Source organism: Amycolatopsis sp. N2S4-7 (assembly GCF_058119595.1).
The window spans coordinates 1,006,818-1,030,668 of the sequence record NZ_CP172299.1 but is presented as its reverse complement, the minus strand read 5'-3'; the positions used below and the strand labels follow the sequence as shown (position 1 = coordinate 1,030,668).

The 23,851-nt window shown below is 71.3% G+C and carries 18 protein-coding genes; 9 read left to right on the top strand and 9 right to left on the bottom strand.

Going from position 1 to position 23,851, the window contains the following annotated elements; translation table 11 throughout:
* Positions 1-26 precede the first annotated feature (26 nt).
* The gene (locus ACH54P_RS04690) at positions 27-854 is read left to right on the top strand and encodes a M55 family metallopeptidase (protein WP_489911084.1); all 828 of its coding nucleotides are present in this window, start codon (positions 27-29) and stop codon (positions 852-854) included.
* Positions 847-2,145 (top strand): M20/M25/M40 family metallo-hydrolase, encoded by a 1,299-nt coding sequence (locus tag ACH54P_RS04685; protein WP_489911083.1) that lies wholly within the window; start codon positions 847-849, stop codon positions 2,143-2,145. The genes ACH54P_RS04690 and ACH54P_RS04685 overlap by 8 nt, the downstream gene beginning before the upstream one ends.
* Before the next feature lie 40 nt (positions 2,146-2,185).
* Here the strand turns inward: ACH54P_RS04685 and ACH54P_RS04680 are convergent, their stop codons facing one another.
* Both ACH54P_RS04680 and ACH54P_RS04675 read right to left on the bottom strand, forming a co-directional pair.
* Entirely contained in the window at positions 2,186-2,818 is a 633-nt protein-coding gene (locus tag ACH54P_RS04680; RefSeq protein ID WP_489911082.1) for a class I SAM-dependent methyltransferase, read from the bottom strand.
* Between the two features lie 42 nt (positions 2,819-2,860).
* Positions 2,861-4,492 (bottom strand): tannase/feruloyl esterase family alpha/beta hydrolase, encoded by a 1,632-nt coding sequence (locus tag ACH54P_RS04675; RefSeq protein WP_489911081.1) that lies wholly within the window; start codon positions 4,490-4,492, stop codon positions 2,861-2,863.
* A 146-nt stretch (positions 4,493-4,638) separates the two neighbouring features.
* Between ACH54P_RS04675 and ACH54P_RS04670 the strand changes: the two genes are divergently transcribed.
* The 3 genes from ACH54P_RS04670 to ACH54P_RS04660 all read left to right on the top strand — a co-directional run bounded on the left by ACH54P_RS04670 (position 4,639) and on the right by ACH54P_RS04660 (position 14,349).
* Positions 4,639-8,970 (top strand): GH92 family glycosyl hydrolase, encoded by a 4,332-nt coding sequence (locus ACH54P_RS04670; protein ID WP_489911080.1) that lies wholly within the window; start codon positions 4,639-4,641, stop codon positions 8,968-8,970.
* A 172-nt stretch (positions 8,971-9,142) separates the two neighbouring features.
* A complete protein-coding gene (locus tag ACH54P_RS04665) occupies positions 9,143-12,268 on the top strand; it encodes a GH92 family glycosyl hydrolase (RefSeq protein WP_489911079.1) in 3,126 nt (1,041 codons plus the stop codon).
* Positions 12,265-14,349, top strand: a complete 2,085-nt coding sequence (locus ACH54P_RS04660; protein WP_489911078.1) for an FUSC family protein — start codon at positions 12,265-12,267, stop codon at positions 14,347-14,349. The genes ACH54P_RS04665 and ACH54P_RS04660 overlap by 4 nt, the downstream gene beginning before the upstream one ends.
* A gap of 64 nt (positions 14,350-14,413) precedes the next feature.
* Here the strand turns inward: ACH54P_RS04660 and ACH54P_RS04655 are convergent, their stop codons facing one another.
* From ACH54P_RS04655 to ACH54P_RS04640, 4 genes are all read right to left on the bottom strand, one after another.
* Positions 14,414-15,043, bottom strand: a complete 630-nt coding sequence (locus ACH54P_RS04655) for a DUF4360 domain-containing protein (protein WP_489911077.1) — start codon at positions 15,041-15,043, stop codon at positions 14,414-14,416.
* 243 nt (positions 15,044-15,286) lie between these two features.
* Entirely contained in the window at positions 15,287-16,138 is an 852-nt protein-coding gene (locus ACH54P_RS04650) for a TIGR03560 family F420-dependent LLM class oxidoreductase (RefSeq protein WP_489911076.1), read from the bottom strand.
* A gap of 12 nt (positions 16,139-16,150) precedes the next feature.
* Positions 16,151-16,516 carry a VOC family protein gene (locus tag ACH54P_RS04645; RefSeq protein ID WP_489911075.1) on the bottom strand — a complete coding sequence of 122 codons (366 nt, stop codon included), beginning with the start codon at positions 16,514-16,516 and terminating at the stop codon, positions 16,151-16,153.
* Positions 16,513-16,917 (bottom strand): nuclear transport factor 2 family protein, encoded by a 405-nt coding sequence (locus tag ACH54P_RS04640; protein WP_489911074.1) that lies wholly within the window; start codon positions 16,915-16,917, stop codon positions 16,513-16,515. Before ACH54P_RS04640 ends, ACH54P_RS04645 begins: the two co-directional genes overlap by 4 nt.
* Before the next feature lie 96 nt (positions 16,918-17,013).
* On the opposite strand from ACH54P_RS04640, the gene ACH54P_RS04635 reads away from it, so the two are divergent.
* Together ACH54P_RS04635 and ACH54P_RS04630 are read left to right on the top strand one after the other, a co-directional pair.
* Entirely contained in the window at positions 17,014-17,445 is a 432-nt protein-coding gene (locus ACH54P_RS04635; protein ID WP_489911073.1) for a MarR family winged helix-turn-helix transcriptional regulator, read from the top strand.
* Between the two features lie 103 nt (positions 17,446-17,548).
* A complete protein-coding gene (locus ACH54P_RS04630) occupies positions 17,549-18,529 on the top strand; it encodes a malate dehydrogenase (protein WP_489911072.1) in 981 nt (326 codons plus the stop codon).
* A gap of 52 nt (positions 18,530-18,581) precedes the next feature.
* On the opposite strand, the gene ACH54P_RS04625 is transcribed toward ACH54P_RS04630, so the two are convergent.
* Entirely contained in the window at positions 18,582-19,550 is a 969-nt protein-coding gene (locus tag ACH54P_RS04625; protein ID WP_489911071.1) for a zinc-binding dehydrogenase, read from the bottom strand.
* Positions 19,551-19,604: 54 nt separating this feature from the next.
* Here ACH54P_RS04625 and ACH54P_RS04620 point away from each other — a divergent pair, with 54 nt between their 5' ends.
* Both ACH54P_RS04620 and ACH54P_RS04615 read left to right on the top strand, forming a co-directional pair.
* Complete coding sequence (locus tag ACH54P_RS04620) at positions 19,605-20,360, top strand: AraC family transcriptional regulator (protein WP_489911070.1); 756 nt, start codon at positions 19,605-19,607, stop codon at positions 20,358-20,360.
* A gap of 75 nt (positions 20,361-20,435) precedes the next feature.
* Positions 20,436-21,017: a ClpP family protease gene (locus ACH54P_RS04615; protein ID WP_489911069.1), complete on the top strand. Its 582-nt coding sequence runs from the start codon at positions 20,436-20,438 to the stop codon at positions 21,015-21,017.
* A 51-nt stretch (positions 21,018-21,068) separates the two neighbouring features.
* On the opposite strand, the gene ACH54P_RS04610 is transcribed toward ACH54P_RS04615, so the two are convergent.
* Positions 21,069-21,512, bottom strand: a complete 444-nt coding sequence (locus ACH54P_RS04610; protein ID WP_489911068.1) for a DUF6294 family protein — start codon at positions 21,510-21,512, stop codon at positions 21,069-21,071.
* Between the two features lie 203 nt (positions 21,513-21,715).
* Positions 21,716-23,770, bottom strand: coding sequence for a M3 family metallopeptidase (locus tag ACH54P_RS04605; protein ID WP_489911067.1), 2,055 nt, complete (start codon positions 23,768-23,770; stop codon positions 21,716-21,718).
* Between the last annotated feature and the right edge of the window lie 81 nt (positions 23,771-23,851).

The window sequence follows — 23,851 nt, the reverse complement described above, 5'->3', positions numbered from 1 at the left end:
GCGCCGGCCTGGCTAGAGTGCCCGGCATGCGGATCCTGATCTCGGCGGACATGGAGGGCGCCACCGGCGTCACCTGGACCGACGACGTCGTGCCCGGTTCCCCGCAGTGGGACCGCTTCCGGCGGCTGTTCACCGGCGACGTCAACGCCGTGCTGGCGGGGCTGTTCGAAGCCGGGGCGAGTGATGTGCTGGTCAACGAGGCGCATTCGTCGCAGCGGAACCTGCTGCTGGAGGAGCTCGACCCGCGGGCGCGGATGCTGACCGGGCGGCACAAGCCGCTGTCGATGATGCAGGGCGTGGATTCCGGTGTGGACGGTGTGGTGTTCCTCGGCTACCACGCCGGCGCGGGGTTCGACGGCGTGCTTTCCCACACGTACCTGGAGAACCAGATCACCGGGGTGTGGCTGGACGACGTCCCGGCGAGCGAGGGCCGGTTGAACGCGGCGATGGCCGCGGAGTACGGCGTCCCTGTCCTGCTCGTTTCGGGTGACGACAAAACGTGTGACGACGCCCGCGACTACGCACCGGAGGCGGAGCTCGTCCAGGTGAAGGAGTGCGTGAGCCGGTACGCGGCGATCTGCCTGCCGCCGTCGCGCACGGCGGAGCTGCTGACCGGCGCGGCGGGCGACGCGATGGCGCAGGCCGGGCGCGAGGAGCGCCGGGTCGGGGCGCACCGCATCGAGGTGGAGTTCGACGCGAGCCACCTGGCGCAGGCGACGGCGGTGATCCCGACGGTGGAGCAGATCGGGACGCGGCGGGTCGGGTTCGACGCGGTGAACATGACCGAAGCGATGAAGGCGTTCAAGGTCGTCACGGCGATCGCGGCGGGGGCGGTGCAGGGCATCTATGGCTGACGTCGTCGAGCTGTGCGCGGACCTGATCCGGTTCGACACGACCAACCGCGGCGGGGGTGACGCCTCCCCCGAGCGGCCGGCGGCGGAGTACGTCGCCGCGTTCCTGGACGGCCTCGGGATCCCGTCGAAGATCCTCGAGGCCGCGCCGGGCCGGGCCAGCGTGATCGCCCGCGTGCCCGGGACCGACCCGTCGCTGCCCGCGTTGCTGGTGCAGGGCCACCTCGACGTCGTCCCGGCGGACGCCGCGGACTGGTCGGTGCCGCCGTTCGCCGGTGAGGTGCGCGACGGGTACCTGTGGGGCCGCGGCGCGACCGACATGAAGGACTTCGTCGCGATGGTGCTCGCCGCGCTGGCGGGCGGGGTGCGGCCGCGGCGGGAGCTGGTGCTGGCGTTCGTCGCCGACGAGGAGGACCGCGGCGACTGGGGCGCGCACTGGCTGGTGGCCCGGCACCCCTCGTTGTTCGAGGGTTGTGTGGCGGCGATCAGCGAGTCGGGTGGCTACACCTACCACGTGCCCGCCGCGGACGGCCGTGACGTGCACCTGTACCCGGTCGGGACGGCCGAGCGCGGGACGGCGCACCTGCGCCTGACCGCCCGCGGCCGCGCCGGGCACGGGTCGCGGCCGAACGACGAGAACGCCGTCACCCGGCTGGTGGGCGCGCTGCACCGGATCGCGGCGCACCGCTGGCCGGTGTCGCTGACGCCGGCGGTGCGGGCGTTCCTGGAGCGGACCGGCGCGGCCCTGGGTGTCCCGGTGGATCTGTCCTCTTCGGATTCCGTGGACGCGGCGGTGGCGGCGTTGGGTCCGGCGGGTTCGCTGGTGGTGCCGACGGTCCGCAACAGCACGACCCCGACGATGCTGGACGCGGGCTACAAGGTGAACGTGATCCCCTCGACGGCGACGGCCCAGGTCGACGTGCGGGTGCTGCCGGGGACCGAGGAGGAGTTGTTCGCCGCGCTGGACGAGCTGCTCGGCGAGGGCGTGACGCGGGAGTTCGTGGCGCACCAGCCACCGGTGCAGGCGCCGGTGGACTCGACGTGGTTCTCCTCGATGGCCTCGGCGTTGCGGGCGGAGGATCCGGAGGCGGTGGTGGTGCCGTACTGCCTCGGGGGCGGGACGGACGCCAAGGCGTTCGCGCAGCTGGGGATCGACTGCTACGGGTTCGCGCCGCTGTGGCTGCCGAAGGGGTTCCCGTACCGCGCGATGGCGCACGGCGTGGACGAGCGGGTCCCGGTGGAGGGCCTGCACTTCGGGACCCGGGTGCTGTCGCGGTTCCTCGCGGAGTGCTGAGCGGGGCCACCGGGCCCAGCCGCCCGTGCGCCTCGGCTCGTCAGCGGGTGAACTCGGCCCAGTAGCGGGCCCCGTCGCGGATGGTTTCCAGGCTCACCAGCTTCACGCCGTCCTGGGCGACGGACTCGATCTCCGCGCGGCTGAACGGCCACGGCGGCCCCGGTTCCGGGGCCACGTTCTCCTCCGCCACCTCCGACACCAGCATGGTGCCGCCCGGGGCGAGGAAACCGGCCAGGGCGGTGATCGCCGCGGCGCGGAAGTCGCGGGGCATCGCCTGGATGTTGATGATCTCCACGACCAGGTCGAACGCGTGGTGCCACTCCCCCGGCGGCTTCAGCAGGTCCGCGACCACGTACTCCACTGTGGACTGCGGGAACCGGGCGCGGGCGGCCTCGACCGCGGACGGGGCGACGTCGAAGCCGGTCACGGCCCAGCCCGCCGACGCCAGCAGCTCCGAGTCGTCGCCCAGGGCGCTGCCCACCACCAGGGCCCGGCGGCCGTCGCCGGGGGGCACCCAGTCGGCCAGGTCGGCGTTGGGCGCGCCGCGGGTCCACGGGACCTCGGCCTCGCCGCGGGCGGCGGCGGTGTAGAGCTCGTCGAACCAGCGGGTCGGGCTGCCCTCGGCGAGGGAAGCGCGGGAAAGCACTCGGTCGGCGGGTTCCGGCGTCGTCATGGGCGTGACCTTAGCGGCGGCGCCGGACCCGCGTGACCGGTTTTACCGCGCGACCGGGCCGGGAATCGCGTGCAGCCGCTCGCCGGCCCAGTGGACGACGTCCCGGACCGGCGAGGTGGGCGGCGCCGGGCGGAAGTTGGCCGCGTCGTCGACGCTGCCGGTGCCGTCGTAGACCGCCCGCTGCGGGTAGGCGAACACCGGCCGCGTCCGCGTGACGGTGCCGGCGGCGTCGCGGCCGGTCGCGGTCACCACGGTGGGCGTGGTGCCGCGTTCGACCCAGGCGACCAGCTGCTTGAGCGGGTCGAACTCGGTGAGCGTGGTGCCGCCGCCGCAGTGGTAGAGCGACGGGACCATGAACAGCCGGACCCAGTCCTGGCCGTGGCCGCGGGTGAGCCGCTGGTAGTAGTCGAGGGTGCCGGCCGGCGGGATGGCCTCGTCGGCCCAGCCGTGCCACAGGACGAGCTTGCCGCCGCGGCGCTGGAACGCCGAGAGGTCGAGGCTCATCGCGTTGTAGCGGACACCGACCGGGGTGAGCCGGTCGAACTCGCGCCGGGTGAAGGCGAAGGTGTCGACGGTCGAGGCCGGGGCGCCGATGGGGTAGCCGAGGTAGCGCAGGTAGTTGTCGGCGAGGCTGCGGGCGAAGGCGACGCCACCGGTCTCGGGCGTCGCGATGATCCAGCCGGCCCAGGACAGCTCGGAGCCGGGCTCCTGGCCGCCGGGGTAGAGCAGCGTCCCGTGGGCGTCGGTGGGCGGCGAGTACAGCTTTCGCACGACGGCGACCTGGGCCGGGGTGAGGCAGGACGGCGTGTCCGGGCCGGCGCAGGTGAGCGTGGCCGGGTCGAAGCGGCAGGCGCGCGGGTTGTCGAGCTGGCCGTCGGCGAGCCCGTCGAGGCGGTCGCAGGCGGCGAGCACGGCGTCGTGCAGCGCGGGCAGCTTGGCGGCGGTGAGGACCGGGCTGCCGTCGGCGGCGGCGTTCGCCCGCGCGAGCCACGTCTGGTACTCCCCGAGCAGCGGTCCCCAGTAGTTCGCGGGGGCGCCGGCGTCGATGCCGTCGAAGTCCGCCGGGTACCGCTGGGCCAGCAGGAGCCCTTCGCGGCCGCCGTCGGAGCAGCCGGTGAAGTAGGACCTGCGCGGCGGGGCGCCGTAGAACGCCTGGATGATCGCCTTCGAGGCGCGCGAGACGACGTGCGGCGCGCGGAACTCGAAGTCGTCGCGCGCGGCCTGGTTGTCCGCGCCCCAGCTGCCGTCGTCGACGACGGCCGGGGTGGTGCCGACGTGCCCGTCGTCGGTGGCGGCGACCGCGACGTCGCCACCGTGCGGCAGGCCGCAGTCGGCGAAGGCGGGCGGGTTGACCAGGCCGCAGAAGCCGCCGCAGCCGTACTGCAGGTAGCGGCCGGCGTAGGTCTTGGTGGGCAGCCGCAGCTCGAAGCGGACGGCGGGTTCGACGTAGCCCCGCACGCCGCAGTACTCGGGGTCGGTGCCGGTCGCGGCGACCACGGCCGCCGAGGTGACGTGCGTGGCGGCGCCCGGGAGCGCGAACCCGCGGACCAGGTCGCCGCAGGCGGTGATCGGCCGGACGGGGGACTCCGTCGCGGCGGCGGCCGCCGCCGGGGCGAATCCGGCGGTGGCGAGGCTGAGTGTGACGATGGCGGTGAAGATCCGGACTGTTCTCATCAGGTCGCGTTCCCCTCGGTTGTCCAGTTCTGGCCAGGTTTGCCAACCGGTCTTGACATCGATGTCACCCGCGCGTTTCGCTTCCTGGGCACCGCCGGGTCCCCGTCCGTCGGTCCCCCGTTCACCCTCCAGAGCTTGGAGCAATGATGCCCCGAAGCGCCAGACCGCCGGTCGCTTTCCTGGTGACCGCCGCCGTGGTCGCCGCCGGCCTGGTCGCCCTCCCCGCGACGACGGCGTCCGCCGCCGAAGAAGCCCTCCCCGCCGATTTCTCGTCCTCCTTCGAGCCCGGTGACGTCCAGCCGACCTGGACCGACACCGTCGACACCGACGCGGCGGGCAAGCCCCGCGCGTCCGGCATCAACGGCGCGAACGGCACCGCGATCCCCGGCGACATCCGCGGCAAGGTCACCGAGTCCAGCGCCAGCAGCGAGAACACCGGCGGCGGCGAAGTCGTCTCGAACCTCGTCGACGGCACGACCGACACGAAGTGGCTGTCCTGGGACCCCACGGCGTGGGCGCAGATCACGCTGTCGGAGCCGACCTCGATCACGCACTACGCGCTCTCCTCGGCGAACGACTTCGACAACCGCGACCCGAAGGACTGGACGCTGCAGGGCTCCACCGACGCCCTGACCTGGACCGATCTGGACAAGCAGACCGACCAGGCGTTCACCGAGCGGTTCCAGCAGAAGAACTACCAGCTCGCGGCCCCGACCGCGGCGTACAAGTTCTTCCGCCTGAACATCACCCGCAACAACGGCGGGCCGATCCTGCAGCTGTCGGAGCTGCTGCTGGCCAACGACGAGCCGGCGCCGCCGCCGCTGCCGAACATGCGCACCTTCACCGACTCCGGCCCGACCAGCGGGTACACGAACAAGAACCGCGTCGGCTTCACCGGGCTCAAGGCGTTCCGCTACTCGGGCAGCCAGACCGCCGAGGGCCACGGCTGGTCGTACAACAAGGTCTTCGACGTCGACGTCCCGGTCGTGGCCTCGACCGAGCTGTCGTACAAGGTGCAGCCGCAGTTCATCACCGGTGACCTGAAGTACCAGAGCACGAACGTCGCGATCGACCTGGTCTTCACCGACGGCACCCGGCTGCGCGACCTCGGCGCGACCGACCAGTACGGCTTCCCCCTGACGCCGGAAGGCCAGGGCAAGAGCAAGGTGCTCTACACCAACCAGTGGAACCTGGTGCGCTCGGCGATCGGCACGGTCGCCAAGGGCAAGACGATCGACCGGATCCTGGTCGGCTACGACAACCCCGACGGCCCGGGCTCCCTGCAGGGCTGGCTGGACGACGTGAAGATCTCGGCCACGCCGACCCCGCCGGCCAGCACCCGCCCGAGCGACAACGTGGTCACCACGCGCGGCACGATGGCCAACGGCACGTTCTCCCGGGGCAACAACTTCCCGGCCACGGCGGTGCCGCACGGCTTCAACTTCTGGACGCCGGTGACCGACGCGAACGCCGACAACGGCGACGTGCGGTGGATGTACAACTACCACAGCCAGAACAACGAGCAGAACCTGCCGGAGCTGCAGGCGTTCAGCGTCAGCCACGAGCCGAGCCCGTGGATGGGCGACCGGCAGACCTTCCAGGTGATGCCGTCCGCGGCCGCCGGGGTGCCGGACGCGAACCGCGACGCCCGGGCGCTGGCGTTCAAGCACGACAACGAGACCGCTCGCGCGCACTACTACGGCGTGCAGTTCGAGAACGGGATCAAGACCGAGATCGCGCCGACCGACCACGCGGCGATGTTCCGGTTCTCCTTCCCGGGCAGCGACTCGAGCCTGATCTTCGACAACTTCAAGAACCAGGGCGGGCTGACGCTCGACACCGCGAACGGCACGCTGTCGGGCTTCACCGACGTCAAGAGCGGTCTGTCGGCCGGGGCGGGGCGGATGTTCGTCTACGCCACGTTCGACAAGCCGGTCACCGCGGGCGGGAAGCTCACCGGGCAGGGCCGCGACAACGTCACCGGCTACCTGCGGTTCGCCGCGGGCGCCGACAAGACGGTGAACATGCGGATCGCGACGTCGCTGATCAGCGTCGAGCAGGCGAAGAAGAACCTGGCGCTCGAGGTCGCGCCGAACGCGACGTTCGACTCCGTCCGCGACGCCGCGCAGCGGGTCTGGGACGACCAGCTGAAGGTGATCGAGGTCGAGGGCGCGTCGAAGGACCAGATCACGACGCTCTACTCGAACCTGTACCGGCTGTTCCTCTACCCGAACGAGAGCCACGAGAACACCGGCACGGCCGAGAAGCCGGTCTACAAGTACGCGAGCTTCGTCTCGCCGAAGGTCGGGGCGGACACCCCGACGCAGACCGGGGCGAAGATCGTCGACGGCCAGACCTACGTCAACAACGGGTTCTGGGACACCTACCGCACCACCTGGCCGGCGTACTCGCTGCTCACGCCGGACATGGCCGGGAAGATGGTCGACGGGTTCGTGCAGCAGTACCGCGACGGCGGCTGGATCTCCCGGTGGTCCTCGCCGGGCTACGCCGACCTGATGACGGGCACCAGCGCCGACGTCGCGTTCGCCGACGCCTACCTCAAGGGCGTGAAGAACTTCGACGTCAAGTCGTTCTACGACGCGGCGTTGAAGGACGCGACGGTGACGCCGCCGAACAACGCCGTCGGCCGCAAGGGCGTGGACCAGGGGATGTTCCTCGGCTACGCGCCCAACAGCGCCGACCACGGGTTCTCGTGGTCGATCGAGGGTTACGTCAACGACTTCGGCATCGCGAACCTGTCGAAGAAGCTCTACGACGAGGCTCCCGCGAGCGATCCGCGCAAGCAGGAGTACCTGGCCAACTACGAGTACTTCACCAGCCGGGCCCAGCAGTACGTGAACCTGTTCGACCCGAGCGTCGGGTTCTTCCAGGGCCGCGACGCGGCGGGCAAGTTCAGCCGCTCGCCGCAGGAGTACGACCCGCGGGTGTGGGGCATCGACTACACCGAGACCGACGGCTGGGGCATGGCGTTCTCCGTGCCGCAGGACGGTCAGGGCCTGGCCAACCTCTACGGCGGCAAGGCGGGGCTGGCGAAGAAGCTGGACGCGTTCTTCGCCGACCAGGAGACCGCCGGCTTCCCGGGCACCTACGGGGGCGTGATCCACGAGATGCGGGAGGCGCGGGACGTGCGGATGGGCCAGCTCGGCCACTCCAACCAGGCCTCGCACCACACGCTCTACATGTACGACTACGCGGGCCAGCCGTCGAAGACGCAGGCGAAGGTCCGTGAGGCGCTCTCGCGGCTCTACACCGGCAGCGAGATCGGCCAGGGGTACGCGGGCGACGAGGACAACGGCGAGCAGTCGGCGTGGTGGACCTTCAGCGCGCTGGGGTTCTACCCGCTGCAGATGGGCAGCCCGAACTACGCGATCGGGTCGCCGCTGTTCAAGAAGGCCACGATCCACCTGGCCGGCGGCAAGGACCTGGTGATCAACGCGCCGAAGAACAGCGCGAAGAACGTCTACGTCCAGGGTGTGAAGGTCAACGGCAAGGCGTACTCCTCGACGTCGCTGTCGCAGGACCTGATCGCGCGCGGCGGGGTCATCGACTTCGACATGGGCCCGAACCCCTCGAACTGGGGCACCGGCCCGAACGACGCGCCGACGTCGATCACCAAGGGTGACGCGGTGCCGACGCCGCTGCACGACGAGACGGGCCCCGGCAAGGGCACGCTGTCCACTTCGGACGGCTCCGACGCCGCGGCGCTGCTCGACAACACCTCGCGCACCCAGGCCGCCGTCACCGGTGCCGTGCAGTACCAGCTGAACAACACCGACGAGGCCGTCACGCACTACACGCTGACGTCCCAGACCGGTGCGGGCGACCCGAAGAGCTGGGTGCTGAAGGGCTCCTACGACGGCAAGACCTGGGCGGTGGCCGACCGGCAGACGAACCAGGCGTTCAGCTGGCGGCAGCAGACCCGCGCGTTCAAGGTGGCCGACCCGGCGCACTACGCCTACTACAAGCTCGAGGTCACCGCGACCAGCACCGGCGCCCCGGCGCAGCTGGCCGAGCTCGAGCTGCTGGGTCAGCCGGACGCCGCCTGCACGCGCACGATCACGGGTGCTTCGGCGGGGCCGCTGTCGGTCACCTCGGGCACGGTGTGCCTGCAGGACGCGACGGTGTCCGGGCCGGTCACCGTGAGCGGCGGCGCCTCGCTGGTGGTGCGCGGCGGCTCGATCAACGGGCCGCTGGCGGCCACGGGCGCCGCCCAGGTGGTGCTCAACCGCACGAAGGTGGGTGGCCCGCTGGCGATCACCGGGGCGACCGGTCAGGTGTCGGTCGAGCTGACCGACGTCGCCGGGCCGGTCGCGCTGACCGGCAACCACGGGCCGGTGCTCACCTCGAGCACCGTCGGTGGCCCGCTGGCCTGCGCGCTCAACTCGCCGGCCCCGACCGACCACGACCTGGTGAACACGGTCCGTGGCCCGGTGGCCGGGCAGTGCGCGAAGATCTAGGTCCGTAGCAGGTCCGTGAAGGCCTCCTCGCCGGTTCTTGTGGCCGGTGAGGAGGCCTTCACGGCGTTTCGGCCCGGCCCGGCCCGGCCTGTCCGGGAGAAGAGGCGGGGAATCCCCGCTTCGGTGCCGTTCCGGACCGCGGGCTACGCCGTTCGGCCGATACGGTGGGCTCATGTCCGACGCCGTGTTCTTCTCCTCCTTCGAAACCGGTGAGCCGCAGCCGGCGGACCCCGACCTGATGGTCGACGGCGGCCCGGACCGCTCCCCCACGGCCAAGACCGGCGTCGGCTTCACCGGGGCCAAGGCCCTGCGCTACGGCCCGCGGCCCCGCAGCGTCCTGTTCGAACTCGACGCGCCCGTCACCGGGCGGACCGAGCTGTCCTATGTGGTCTTCCCGCGGTCCGACGGCGAGATCCCCGCCTACCACGCCACCCGGGTCAGCCTCGACGTCGAATTCGCCGACGGCACGTCGGCCGGGTTCGCCCCCGAGGACGACAAGACGCTCTGGGTGGACCAGTGGAACCTCGTCCGCCGTCCGCTGGGGGCGTTCGCCGGGCGGCGGATCAGCCGGATCGTGCTGCTCACCGCGGCACCGGACGGCGAGATCACCGGCTGGATCGACGACGTCCGCGTCGCCGAACGCCCCGACCCGCCCCGGGACCCGGTCGACTTCGTCCGCACCACCCGCGGCACGCACTCCAGCGACCAGTTCTCCCGCGGCAACAACTTCCCCGCCACCGCCGTGCCGCACGGGTTCAACTTCTGGACCCCGGTGACCGACGCCGGGGTCACCAACTGGATCTACTCCTACCACCGCCACAACGACGCGCAGAACCGCCCGGCGCTGCAGGCCCTCGCCCTGAGCCACCAGCCGAGCCCGTGGATGGGCGACCGGCACACCTTCCACGTCATGCCCGGCACCGGACCGGTCGAGCCCGACCGCCGCAAACGCGCGCTGGCCTTCTCCCACGACGACGAGACCGACTCGCCGCACCACTACGGCGTCCGCTTCGCCAACGGCATGACCGCCGACCTCGCACCGACGTCCCACGCGGCGATCATGCGCTTCACCTTCCCCGATAAGCACGGCTGGCTGCTGTTCGACAACGCCGCCAACCGCGGCCGCCTCCGCCTGAACGCCGACACCGGCGTGATCACCGGGTACACCCGGGTCCGCAGCCGCCTGTCCGCCGGCGCGCGCCGCATGTTCGTCTACGGCGTCACCGACGCCCCGGCCACGCGCGGGGCCAAGGTCCACCGCCCGCCGTGGCGGCGCGTCTCGGGCTACTTCGAGTTCGACGGTCCCGAGGCGACGCTGCGGATCGCGACGTCGCTGATCAGCCTCGCGCAGGCCAAGCGCAACCTCGAGCAGGAGATCCCGGCCGGGACGACGGTGGAGCAGGTCCGCGCCCGGGCCCGTGAGCTGTGGCAGGAGCAGCTCGGCCGGATCGAGGTCGAAGGCGCCACCGAGGACCAGCTCACCACCCTCTACTCCAACCTCTACCGGCTGTTCCTCTACCCGAACGTCGCCCACGAGAACACACCGGACGGCATCCGGCACGCCAGCCCGGTGATCCGCCGCTGGTGGCCGAGCACCCGCAAGCGCACCGGGGCGAAGGTCGTCGACGGGGAGCTGTACGTCAACAACGGCTTCTGGGACACCTACCGCACCACCTGGCCCGCGTACGCGCTGCTGGCCCCGGTGCAGTGCGGCCGGATGGTCGACGGGTTCGTGCAGCAGTACCGCGAAGGCGGCTGGATCTCGCGGTGGTCGTCACCGGGGTACGCCGACCTGATGACCGGCACCAGCTCCGACGTCGCGTTCGCCGACGCCTACCTCAAGGGTGTCCGCGGCTTCGACGTCGAAGCCGCCTACGACGCCGGCCTGAAGAACGCCACCGTCACCTCGCCGCACCGCTCGGTCGGCCGCAAGGGCCTCGACCAGTCGATCTTCCTCGGCTACACCCCGACGTCGGTCCACGAAGGACTGTCCTGGGCCCTCGAAGGCTGCATCAACGACTTCGGCCTGGCCAACCTGTCCGACGCCCTGGCCCGGGAGAGCGACGGGCCGCGCGCCCGGAGGTACGCCGACCACGCCGCCTACTTCCGTGAGCGGGCGAAGCACTACGTCCACCACTTCGACCCGGCGATCGGGTTCTTCCAGGGCCGCCACCGCGACGGCCGCCGCAAGTTCGCCCCCGAGGGCTACGACCCGGCCGCGTGGGGCGGCGACTTCGTCGAGACCAACGCCTGGAACACCGCCTTCACCGCACCCCACGACGGACCCGGCCTCGCGGCCCTGCACGGCGGCCACGCCGGGCTCGAAGCCAAGCTCGACGAGTTCTTCGCGACCCCGGAGACCGGGCGGCGGCCCGGCGCGTACGGCGGGCTGATCCACGAGATGACCGAAGCCCGCGATGTCCGGATGGGCCAGTACGGCCACTCCAACCAGCCCTCGCACCACATCCCCTGCGTCTACAACCTCGCCGGCGCACCCGCGAAGACCCAGCGCGTCGTGCGCGAGGTCCTGCGGCGCCTCTACCTGGGCAGTGAGATCGGCCAGGGCTACCCCGGCGACGAGGACAACGGCGAAATGTCCGCGTGGTACGTCTTCAGCGCGCTGGGCTTCTACCCCCTCGCCGTCGGCAGCCCCCGCTACGCGATCGGCTCACCCCTGTTCGAGAAGGCCACGGTGCACCTCGGCGACGGCCGGACCCTCGTCGTCCGCGCCCCCGGCAACACCGACGAGACCGTCTACGTCCGCGGCCTCACCGTCGACGGCGAACCCCACGACACGACGTCGATCGCCCACGCCACCCTCGCCCGCGGCGCCGAACTCGTCTTCGACCTCACCACCGAGCCGACCGGCTGGGGCGCCCCGCCGCCGCCCGCCGAACACCCCGACCCGGTCACCGACCTCACCGGCACCGCGACCGCCACCGACGGCACCGGCGTCGACGCGCTCTTCGACGACACCACCCGCACCCAGGTCACCTTCCGCGGCGCCACCCCGGCGATCGAGTTCACCGTCACCGGCGAACCCCGCGAAGTCACGATGTACACGCTCACCTCCGGTGCCCGCGGCGGCGACCCCAGCGCGTGGGTCCTCGAAGGCTCCGACGACGGCACCCACTGGACCACCCTCGACGAACGCGACGGCGAGCTGTTCCGGTGGCGCCGCCAGACCCGCCCGTTCGTCCTCGCCGTCCCCGCCGCGCACGCCCGCTACCGGCTGCGGATCACCGCCACCCGCGGCCGCCGCGCGACCCTCGCCCAGTGGGAGCTGCTCGCCCGATGAACCACTTCCGCACCGCCGCCCTCGACCGGCTCGCGGCGGCCGACCCCGGGCTGGTCCGGCTGCGGCTGGCCGGCTCCGCCGTCCTCGGCATCGTCCTCGCCGTCGCCGCGCTGCTGCCCGCGCACGTGCCGCTCACCGTCATGCTCGTCGGCGCCATCGCCGCGATGATGACGGCGTTCACCGTCAACGACCCGACCCCCGGCGCCCAGGCCGTCACCCTCGTGCTGGCGTTCCTCGCCGGAGCCGCGTCGATCACCGTCGCCAGTCTCGGCTCGGCCCTGCCGCCGATGGACAGCGTCGTGTTCGTCCTGCTGATCTTCGTCGCCGTCTACGCCCAGCGGTTCGGCGCCCGCGGCACCGCGCTCGGCTCGATCGGGTTCTTCCTGTTCTTCTTCCCGATGTTCCTGCAGGCCCACGTCAAGCAGGTGCCACAGCTGCTGCTCGCGCTCGCCGTCGGGGTCCTCGCCAACGCCGTCGTCCGGTTCGTGCTGCTGCGGCGCAACGCCGAGGCCGAGTTCCTCCGGGTCCGCCGCGCCTTCCGCGCGCGCCTCGGCGCCGTCGTCCGCGCCACCGAGGCCTACCTGGCCGTCAACGGCAGCGAGCGCACCCGCAAGCAGCTGCGTTCGGCGATCGCCCGGCTCCACGAATGCGTCCTGCTCATCGAGGACGCCGCCCCCGACGTCGTCGACGCCCGGGCCGCCGACCGCCTGCGCCGCCGCGCCATCGAGGTCGAGCTCGCGGTGCAGTGGCTGGCCATCACCGTCCAGCGCACCTGCTCCGACGAGCTCACCGGGGACGTCCGCGACGACCTCATCGCCCGGCTCGCCCGCTTCCGCGCCCTCATGGAACGCGACCCGCGGGAGCTGCCGCTGATCAGCCAGACCGGCGAGTTCAGCCGCATGCTCGTCGAAGGCAGCCGGATCGACGAACACGCCGCTCCCGGCGACGGCGTCCGGAAGGCGCTGGCCGAGCTGGCCCTGGCCGACGACCGCGCCCAGCGCGCCGCCGCCCCCGAGTCCACAGTGGATCCCCTCGCCGACGAGGACGAGGAACCGGCGCCGCGCTTCGCCTACGACAACCGGACCCGCAGCGCCATCCAGGCCGTCGTCGGCGGCGGCCTCGCCGTGGTCGGCGGCGAACTCGTCTCCCACCAGCGCTGGTACTGGGCGGTGCTCACGGTGTTCGTCGTGTTCATCGGCGCCTCCAGCGCCGGCGCCACCTTCGTCAAGGGCGTCCGCCGCCTCGGCGGCACCCTGATCGGCATCGTCGGCGGCGTCGTGCTCGCCCTCCTGGTCGCCGGCAGCACCCCGGCCACGCTCGCGCTGATCCTGGTCTGCGTGTTCGGAATGGTCTACAGCGCCCGGGTGTCCCAGGTGGTGATGGCGTTCTTCGTCACCAGCATGCTCGGCCTGCTCTACAGCCTGCTCGGCACGTTCAGCCTCGAAGTCCTCTGGATCCGGGTGGCCGAGACCGCGGTCGGCGCCGCCGCGGGCATCCTGGCCGCGGTCGTCATCGTCCCGGTCCGCACCCGCTCGGTGATGCTCGACGACATCGGCGAAGTGCTCGACGAGCTCGAAGAGTTCCTCGAGCACACCCGCGGCCTGCTCGCCGGCGAAGAGAACGTCAACATCATCGAGCTGTCCCGCGACCTCGACCGCGCGGTCGAACAGGTCCGCACCACCATCGAACCGCTCACCCACCCGGTCAACCTCCGCAGCGCCCGCCGCGACTACGGCTGGCACGTGCTCACCACGCTGGAGACCATCGCCTTCCGGGCCCGCCACGTCGCCGCCCGCGCCCAGCCCGGGCAGCTCGCCGGCGCCGACGCCGACCGGCTCCGCCAGTTCACCGGCCGGCTGCTGGCCAACATCGACGTCCTCCGCAAAGCCCTGGCAGCCCCGGGTGGCCCCACACCCGGCACGCTCGTGCGCGACGACGGCACCCCCGTCTCCGACCGCGTCGAGCAGGCCGAAACCCGCGCCGTCCTCTCCAGCCTCAGCCACCTCGACGAGGGTCTCGTCTCCCTCGGCCTCGTCTTCGGCGTCCAGGCCACCGACCCGCGGGCCCCGGCGAACCGGTGACCGCCGGGGCGGCGCGGCTCTCCCGCCGCGCCGCCCCTCTCCACCTCCGGTCACCCGGAGCCGGTCACGGGCAGGACAACCACGCGAAGTGGTACGTCGTGGTGATGCTGCCGTCGGTCGAGTCCATCGTGACGTAGCTCGTCGTCTTCTTCGGATCCGACGTCCCGGCCGCGGCCCGCAATTCCGTGTTGATGTTCAGGTTGCGTTCCTCGCCACACGGCTTGAACACGATCGCCCCGACCTCCGTCGAATCGGTGAAATGCCAGTCGTCCTCGAACGGACCGGCCAGCGGATGCTGGATGTAGGCCGTCGGGGAATTACCCTGGAAATAGTAGTTCGCTCTTTCCAGGCCGGTCGCGCCGCGTTCCAGGTGGGCGAATCCGCGGTAGTCGGCCTGCGCAATTCCGTAGGTGAAGCCCTGCGGCACGTGCACCCGCAGGCCGATCTGGCAGTTCTTCCTGGCGTCCAGCGGGCCGGCACCGATCCCGACCAACGCGGTGTAAGCGCTGTACGTCACGGTGAACGCGGTGTTGTCCTGCGAAACGGCCACCGCGGACGTGCCGAGCGGGCAGCCCGTGCCGTTGGCGTTCACGACGTCGATGACAATTTTGTCGGGCGGCGGAGGAGTGTTCCACGAATGCGGGGCGACCACAGAGGACAGCGCCATTACGGCAGCAACGACCGCAGACAGCATCGGAATCCTTCCCAATACATTCAAATTGGGGACGGGGGCCGAACCATGGTAGCGAAAGGATCATGGAAGCAAACCCCGCTGAACGGAGCAACGCCGCGTAGCCGTCCCACCACACGGCATTGCTCACCTTCCGACAAATCTCGGATCCACCCATTCCCGGTGAGCGCGAACAAATTATCGGGAAAACGATTTCGCGCCCCCGGTCCCCCCGTTCACCGGCACGATCACCCCCGCGACGTCCGGTCAGTCCAGTTGACCGGCGGCCCGCCCCAGCGTCTCGACCCCCGCGACCGACCACGGCCCGGCCGTGATCACCACCGCGTGGTCGATCCCCCACCCGGCGAACTCCGCGCACCGCGCCGCGAACGCCCCCGCCGGCTCGCCGGGCGAAAGCCGGGTGCTGATGGTCTTCTCGATCTCGCCGTACGGCCGCCCGGCCTCCTCGCAGTGGCGCGCGAGGACCGCCAGCTTGTGCCGCACCGTCCGGCCGCCGTCGGGGATGTCGAACACGTTGCACGCGTCGGCGTACCGGGCGACGAGCCGCAGCGTCTTCCGTTCGCCCGCCCCGCCGATCAGGATCCGCGGCCGCCGCACCGGCAGCGGGCTCCCGATCGGACGCTCGAGGTGGTAGTGCTCGCCCTCGAACGCCGAGTCGTCCCCGGCCCACATCCGCAGCGCCAGCCGGATGGTCTCCTCCATCCGCTCGAACCGCTCGCCCACGGGCGGGAACGGCAGCCCCATGGCCCGCGCCTCGCCGTCGTGGTGCCCGGTGCCGATCCCGAACCGGGCCCGCCCACCGGAGAGGACGTCCAGCGTCGTGACCGCCTTGACCAGCAGCGCGGGCGGCCGGAACGTCACCGCCGAGACCATCGTGCCCAGCCCGATCCGGCTGGTCCGACCCGCCAGGAACCCCAGCGTCGTGTACGCCTCGAGCATGGCCGAATCCGCGGTGCTGTGCGGGTCGGCCTGCAGCAGGTGGTCGGCGACCCACAGGGTGTCCAGGCCGGCGTCCTCGGCCGCGACGGCGACGCCCGCGAGCTCGTCGGTCAGCTTGTCCGGCCACGAGAAGTCCGTGACCCCGATGCTCAACCGCATGACCGTCCTCCTCTACGCCCTGGTGAGCAGTTCCATGTTGTGGCCGTCGGGGTCCTCGAAGTAGACCCCGCGGCCGCCGTCGGCGTGGTTGAGTTCGCCGGCCCGCTCGTGGAACGGGTCCGCCCAGTAGGTGAGGCCACTCGCTTCGATGCGCGCCATCGCCGCGTCGAAGTCGTCGTCACCGACGAGGAACGCGTAGTGCTGGCTGGTGACCCGGTCCACGCGCAGGTAGTCCAGCGTCACGCCGTTCGCGAGCCGGATCGGCCGGAACGGCCCGGTGACCGGCCCGGTCCGCAGGCCGAGGATCCCCGCCAGGAACGCGGCCGACTTCTCCCGGTCGGTGACGCACACGATCGTGTGGTTCAGTTCGACGCTCATCGCTGCTCCCCGGCGGGCGCGAACGGCGGCGGGCCGCCGATCGGGCTCAGGTGGATGCCGGCCAGCCGCCAGCGGCCGCCGTCGCGGACCAGGACGTGCGTGGCGCGGAACCGGCCGTTCACCGGGTTGCCCTGGTGCGTCGCGACCTGGTCGTGCACGCCGATCGCGATCGCCGCGGCGCCGAAGTCGCGGACCTCGACCTCGGCCCAGTCCAGCTTCTCGGTGACCAGCCCGCCGCCGCCGTAGCGGGCCAGCCACTGGTCCCGGTCCAGCACGAAACCCAGCGGGCCGACCAGGCGGAAGCCGTCGGCGGCCAGGCCGGCCAGGACTTCGGTGTCGCCGCGCTCCTCGGCCGCGGCCCAGACCCGGCCGAACTCGCGGACCTGCTCTTCGGTGCTCATCGTGTTCCCCTTCCGGTCGATGAGCACAACGTTAGAAGTCTAACCATTAGATGTCAAACGCTTAGACCTCTCGGCTTCTGCGGTAGGGTCCCCACCGTGCCAGCACCCACCACCGCACCCATCGGCGTCGTCCTCGCCCGCACCGCCAAAACCGCCGCCCGCGCCTTCGACCAGGCCCTCGCCGCCGAAGGCGGCTCCCAACCCGTCTGGCAGATCCTCATCTCCCTCAAAACCCGGCCCGCCGCCAACCAACGCGAACTCGCCGACGCCGTCGGCATCCAGGGCGCCACCCTCACCCACCACCTCAACGGCATGGAAACCGCCGGCCTCGTCACCCGCCGCCGCGACCCCGACAACCGCCGCGTCCACCTCGTCACCCTCACCGACGACGGCGAAAAACTCTTCCACCGGCTCGCCACCGCCGCCATCGCCCACGACCAGCGCATGCGAAAAGGCCTCACCGAAACCGAGATCGCCCAGCTCGCCGACCTCCTCCACCGGCTCGCCGCCAACGTCACCGACACCTGAAAAGCGATCCTCACAACAGTGACCGGCCGCACCCGAACAGCGACGCCCAGGAGGGATAGGCTCCCAAGCACTAGCCAAAGTCGTCTCAAGCTGGAGAACCGCAATGACCCAAGCCCCTGTCAACGTGACCGTCACCGGCGCGGCCGGCCAGATCGGCTACGCGCTGCTCTTCCGCATCGCGTCCGGTCAGCTCCTCGGCCAGGACGTCCCGGTGAAGCTGCGGCTCCTCGAGATCCCGCAGGCGGTCAAGGCGGCCGAGGGCACCGCCATGGAGCTCGAAGACGGCGCCTTCCCGCTCCTGGCCGGCACCGACATCTTCGACGACCCCAAGCAGGCCTTCGAAGGCACCAACATCGCCCTCCTCGTCGGCGCCCGCCCCCGCAGCAAGGGCATGGAGCGCGGCGACCTCCTCGAAGCCAACGGCGGCATCTTCAAACCCCAGGGCGAAGCCATCAACGCCGGCGCCGCCGACGACATCAAGGTCCTCGTCGTCGGCAACCCCGCCAACACCAACGCCCTCATCGCCCGCTCGCACGCCCCCGACGTGCCCGCCGACCGCTTCACCGCGATGACCCGCCTCGACCACAACCGCGCCCTCGCCCAGCTCTCCAAGAAGCTCGGCGTCCCGGTCACCGAGCTCAAGAAGCTCGCCATCTGGGGCAACCACTCCGCCACCCAGTACCCCTCGGTCCAGCACGCCGAAGCCGCCGGCAAGGCCATCGAACTCGACCAGGCCTGGCTGGAAAACGACTTCATCCCCACCGTCGCCAAGCGCGGCGCCGCGATCATCGAGGCCCGCGGCCTCTCCTCCGCCGCCTCCGCCGCCTCCGCCGCCATCGACCACGTCTACACCTGGGTCAACGGCACCCCGGCCGGCGACTGGACCTCCGCCGCGGTCGTCTCCGACGGCTCCTACGGCGTCCCCGAAGGCCTCATCTCCTCCTTCCCGGTCACCGCCGAGAACGGCCAGTACCAGATCGTCCAGGGCCTCGAGATCGACGACTTCTCCCGCGCCCGCATCGACGCCTCCGTCGCCGAGCTCGTCGAAGAGCGCGACACCGTGCAGAAGCTCGGCCTCATCTGAGCCGGCTCTCCCGGCCACCAAGGGGCCGCCGTCCTCCCCGGACGGCGGCCCCTCACGGCACCAGCACCACCTTCCCCGCCGCCCGGTCGGCCTCCATGTACCCGTGAGCCGCGACGACGTCCTCCAGCCCGAACACCCGATCCAGGTTCGGCCGGCAGACACCGCCCGCCACGTCGTCCACCACCCGCTGCAACACCGCCGCCCCCGCCCGGCCCTTGAAATCGTCACTGTGGACCGCCGTCAGCCGCGTCCCGGACGGAATCCTCGCGATCGGCTCGAAATCCGGGACCACCCACCCGCTCAGCGAGCCCGCCACACACACCGTCCCCCCACGGCGAACCACCCCCAGCGAATCCACCGCCGTGTCCGCACCGACCAGATCCAGCACGTAGTCCGGCCCCTCCGGCCACACCGAACGCACCCCCGCACCCCCGTCGACCAGCACGTGCTCGACACCCACCGCGGCCAGCGCACCAGCCTTGCCCCGCCGCCGGGTCGTCGCCGCCACCGCCACCCCGTGCCCCGACGCCACCGACGCCGCCGCCATCCCCACCGACGACGTCCCCCCACGGATCAGCAACCGGCCACCCGGCACCACCCCCAACGCCTCCAGCGCACCCCGCGCCGTCAAATACGTCTCGGGCAACGCCGCCAGCACCTCCCACGGCAACGTCGTCGTCACCGGCATCAGCAACGCGTTCGGTACCAACGCGAACTCCGCATAACCCCCGTCGAAGTCCCGGCCCAGCCCACCCATCACCACCGCCACGGTCGTCCCCTCCGCCACCAGCGGATCGGTCGACACCGCCACCACCCCCACACACTCGATCCCCAGCACCCGCGGAAACCGCACCCCCGGCGAATGCCCCTGCCGGGTCCTCAGCTCCGACCGGTTCAACCCCGCACCCTTGACCGCCACCAGGCTCCAGCCCGCCCGGACCACCGGCACCGGCAGCTCCCGCACCTCCAGCACCTCCGGACCACCCGCCCGCACGCAAACCACCGCTCGCATCGACCTCATGCGCCCACTGTCACCGCCACCCCACCCGGCCGACCACCGGTAGAATGCCAACCTGTGCCCCCAGGCCGCCAACCTTCCGCATCACGGCTCTGGCCCACCGGCGGCGCCCACCAATGGCCCTCCGGCGGCACCAGCCCCCAGCACTCCCACCCCCGCGGCCACCTCGTCTACGCCGCCCGCGGCGTCCTCACCGTGACCACCGGGCAAGGCACCTCCATCGTCCCCGCCAACCGCGTCGCCTGGACCCCCGCCGGCCGCACCCACCACCACCGCGCCCACGGCGACACCGACATGCGGATCGTCTTCCTGCCACCCACCCTCGCCCGGCTCCTGCCCGGCCACCCCGCCGTGTTCACCGCCTCCCCCCTCGCCCGCGAACTCCTCCTCACCCTCACCGGCCCCCACGACCACGACCGCGCCGCGAACACCCGCCTCCGCCGCGTCCTCGTCGACCAGCTCCACACAGCCCCCGAACAACCCCTTCACCTCCCCCAACCCCACGACGACCGGCTGCGGGCCATCGCCCGCACCCTCGCCGAAAACCCCGGCGACAACACCCCCCTCGCCGAACTCGGACAGCAGGTCGGAGCCGGCGCCCGCACCCTCAGCCGCCTCATCCACGACGAACTCGGCATGACCTTCTACGAATGGCGCACCCAGCTCCGCATCCACCACGCCCTCGTCCTCCTCGCCGACGGCCACGACACCACCCACGTCGCCCACGCCTGCGGCTGGGCCAACCCCAGCCACTTCATCGCCGCCTTCGCCACCATCATGGGCACCACCCCCGGCCGCCACCGCCGCACCTGATCGCCCGCAGCGAAACCCGCACGCCCACAGCGAAACCCCCGCCACACCCCCGAACCGAGGCCCTACCGTCGAGCCATGACCCTCCTCGCCGTACCCGACATGCAGGCACCCGGCCAGTCCCTCAACGACTCGGTCTACGAACAGCTCCTGCGCGACCGCATCGTCTTCCTCGGCTCCGAAGTCACCGACGAAGTCGCGAACCGGCTCATCGCCCAGCTGCTCCTGCTCGCCGCCGACGACCCGGCGAAGGACATCACCTTCTACATCAACTCACCCGGCGGCTCCGTCACCGCCGGCCTCGCCATCTACGACACCATGCAGCTCGTCAAACCCGACGTCTCGACGTGGGGACTCGGCTTCGTCGCCTCCATGGGCCAGTTCCTGCTCTCCTCCGGCACCCCCGGAAAGCGCTACCTGCTGCCCAACACCCGGATCGTCATGCACCAGCCCTCGGCCGGGATCAGCGGCGCCGCCACCGACATCGCCATCCAGGCCGAGGTCTTCGGCAAGATGAAGCGCCGGATCGCCGAAATCACCGCACGCCAGACCGGCCAGACCGTCGAGCGCATCACCACCGACGCCGACCGCGACCGCTGGTTCGACGCCGACGAAGCACTTTCCTACGGCTTCGTCGACCACATCGTCACCGGCGGCTGACCACGGCACCGGCCCCGACGCCCGAAGGCGCCGGGGCCGGTGCCCGCACGATCAGCAGTGGCTGGTCAACCTCATGCTGTTGATCCGGTCGAAGAACCCGGCGTCGAACGACCCGGCGTCGAACCACCAGGTCCACTGGTTCTTCACCGTGCCCCGCACGAACTTCGGGTCACCGCCGTGCGTGATCGGTCCCAGGACGAAACCGTTGCTGTCCACGGCAACCGGCCACATCAGCCAGGCGTCGTTGCTGTCGCTGCTGGTGATCACCGCTTCGAAGGACGCGCTGCCGTTGCGGTTCAGCGTCCACTTCGCCTGGTCCATCGTGCAGTCGCCCGCCGTGATCCGGCCCCACGTGAACCAGCAGGAACCCGCCCCGGTGCAGACCGCCTCCGTCGTGGCGGCCGTCTGCGTCCCCGCCGAAGCCGGAACGACGAACAGGCTGCTCATCGCGAGCACGAACAAGGCCGCGATGACCGACATCCGTGATTTGCTCATCGAATCTCCCTCCCCGAGAGTTGTCGAAGCCCCAAGCTAGCTCTCCGGCAACCTCGGCGAGAGTCACGGATGTGCGGCCTACGGGGAAGCCGTTCCGGCCCGCCCCGCGGCCTTCTTCGCGGTATTTGGCCGTGCGGGGACAGCACTGCGGGGTTGGTTTTCCGAAACCAGCCCCGCAGTATAGGTCGTTATACAGTTGGAGTTCAGACTCCGTTGATGCCGCGGCGGGTGAGGAGCGGCTCGATTTCGGGGTCGCGGCCGCGGAAGGCGCGGAAGGCGTCCATGGGGTCGATGCTGCCGCCTCGGCCGAGGAGGGTGCGGCGGAAGTGGTCGCCGTTTTCGCGGGTCAGTCCCCCGCTCTCGCGGAACCACTGGACGGTGTCGGCGTCGAGGACTTCGCTCCAGATGTAGGAGTAGTACCCGGCGCTGTAGCCGCCGCTGAAGATGTGGGCGAAGTAGGTCGTGCGGTAGCGGGGCGGGATGGCTTCGACCGCGACGCCGGCTTTGACCAGGGCGTCGGTCTCGAACCGCTGGACGTCTTCGACGCGGTTGTCGACGCCGAGGCCGTGCCAGGCCTGGTCGAGCAGGGAGGCGGCGAGGTATTCGGTGGTGGCGAAGCCTTCGCCGTACTGCTGGGCGGCGAGGAGCTTCTCGACCTGCTCGGCGGGCAGGGCCTCCCCCGTCTCGTGGTGCTTGGCGTAGTGGGCCAGGACTTCCGGCCACAGCATCCACATCTCGTTGACCTGGGAGGGGTATTCGACGAAGTCGCGGGGCACGTTGGTGCCGGAGAACGTCGGGTAGCGCACCGAGGACACCAGTGCGTGGAGGGCGTGCCCGAACTCGTGGAACGCGGTGACGACCTCGTCGAAGGTGAGCAGCGTCGGCTCCCCCGCCGGCGGCTTGTTCACGTTGAGCACGTTGACCACGACGGTCTTGCGGCCGAGCAGCTCGGACTGGTCGACGAAGGTGTTCATCCAGGCGCCGCCGCGCTTGGCGTCGCGGGTGTACAGGTCGAGCAGGTAGAGGCCCAGCGGGCTGCCGTCGGCGTCGAAGACCTCGAAGGTCCGGACTTCGGGGTGGTACTTCGGGAGGTCGTTCCGCTCGGTGAAGGTGAGGCCGTAGAGCTTGGTGGCGGCGAAGAAGACGCCGTCGAGGTACACGCGGTCGGCTTCGAAGTAGGGGCGCAGCGCCTCGGTGTCGACGTCGAAGCGTTCGCGGCGGACCTGCGAGGCGTAGTACGGCCAGTCCGACGGCCGCAGCTTCGCGCCCGGCACGTCGGCTTCCAGCAGCTGCTGGAGTTCCGCGGCTTCGGCGCGGGCGTTCGCGACCGCCGCGGGCGCCAGGCGCTCCAGCAGGCCGGCGGCGGCTTCGGCGGTCTTCGCCGTCTCGTCCGCGATGACGTACGCCGCGTGGTTCGGGTAGCCGAGCAGCGCGGCGCGTTCCGCGCGCAGCCGCACGATCTCGGCGACGACGGCGTTGTTGTCGCACTCGTTGCCGCGGTTGCCCCGCGCCATCGACGCGGTGTGGATCCGCTCGCGGACCTCGCGGTCGCGCAGGGTCTCCAGCGGCGACGCCTGGCTGGTCGGCAGGGTCAGCGTGAGGACGTATTTGCCGTCCTCGCCGCGGGCGGAGGCCGCTTCGGCGGCGGTGGCGACGGCCCCGTCGCCGAAGCCGGCCAGCTCGGCGCGGTCGGTGATCACGACGGCCAGGTCGTTGGTGTCCTTGAGCAGGTTCTGTTGGAACTTCGTCTGCAGGGTGGACAGCTGCTCGTTGAGCTCGCGCAGGCGGGCCTGCTCGGCCTCGCCGAGCCCGGCGCCGGCGCGGCTGAAGTCGGTGTGCCGCCGTTCCAGCAGCCGCAGCGACTCCGGGTCCAGGCCGAGTTCGCCGCGCCGCGCGTGGAGCGCGTCGATCCGGGCGAACAGCTGGGGGTTCAGGTGGATCGCGTCGTGGTGGGCGGCCAGCTTGGGCGCGAACTCCGCCTGGATGGCCTGGATCTCGTCGGTGCTGTTGGAACCGGACAGGTTGTAGAACACGCTCGCGACGCGGCCGAGCAGTTCGCCCGCGCGCTCGAGGGCCACGATGGTGTTCTCGAACGTCGGCTCGGCGTCCTGCGCCGCGATCTGCTCGATCTCCGCCGCGTGCTCGGCCAGTCCGGCCTCGAACGCGGGCCGGTAGTGCTCGTCCGCGATCCGGTCGAACGGCGGCAGGGCGTAGGGCAGTTCGCTGGGTGCGGCGAACGGGTTGTCCGGCGAAATCATCGGGGCAGGCTCCTGGTCGGGGAGAAACACTCGGTCCCGCCACCCTACGGGTTCCGCCGGTGCCGATGTCAGCGCTTTCCG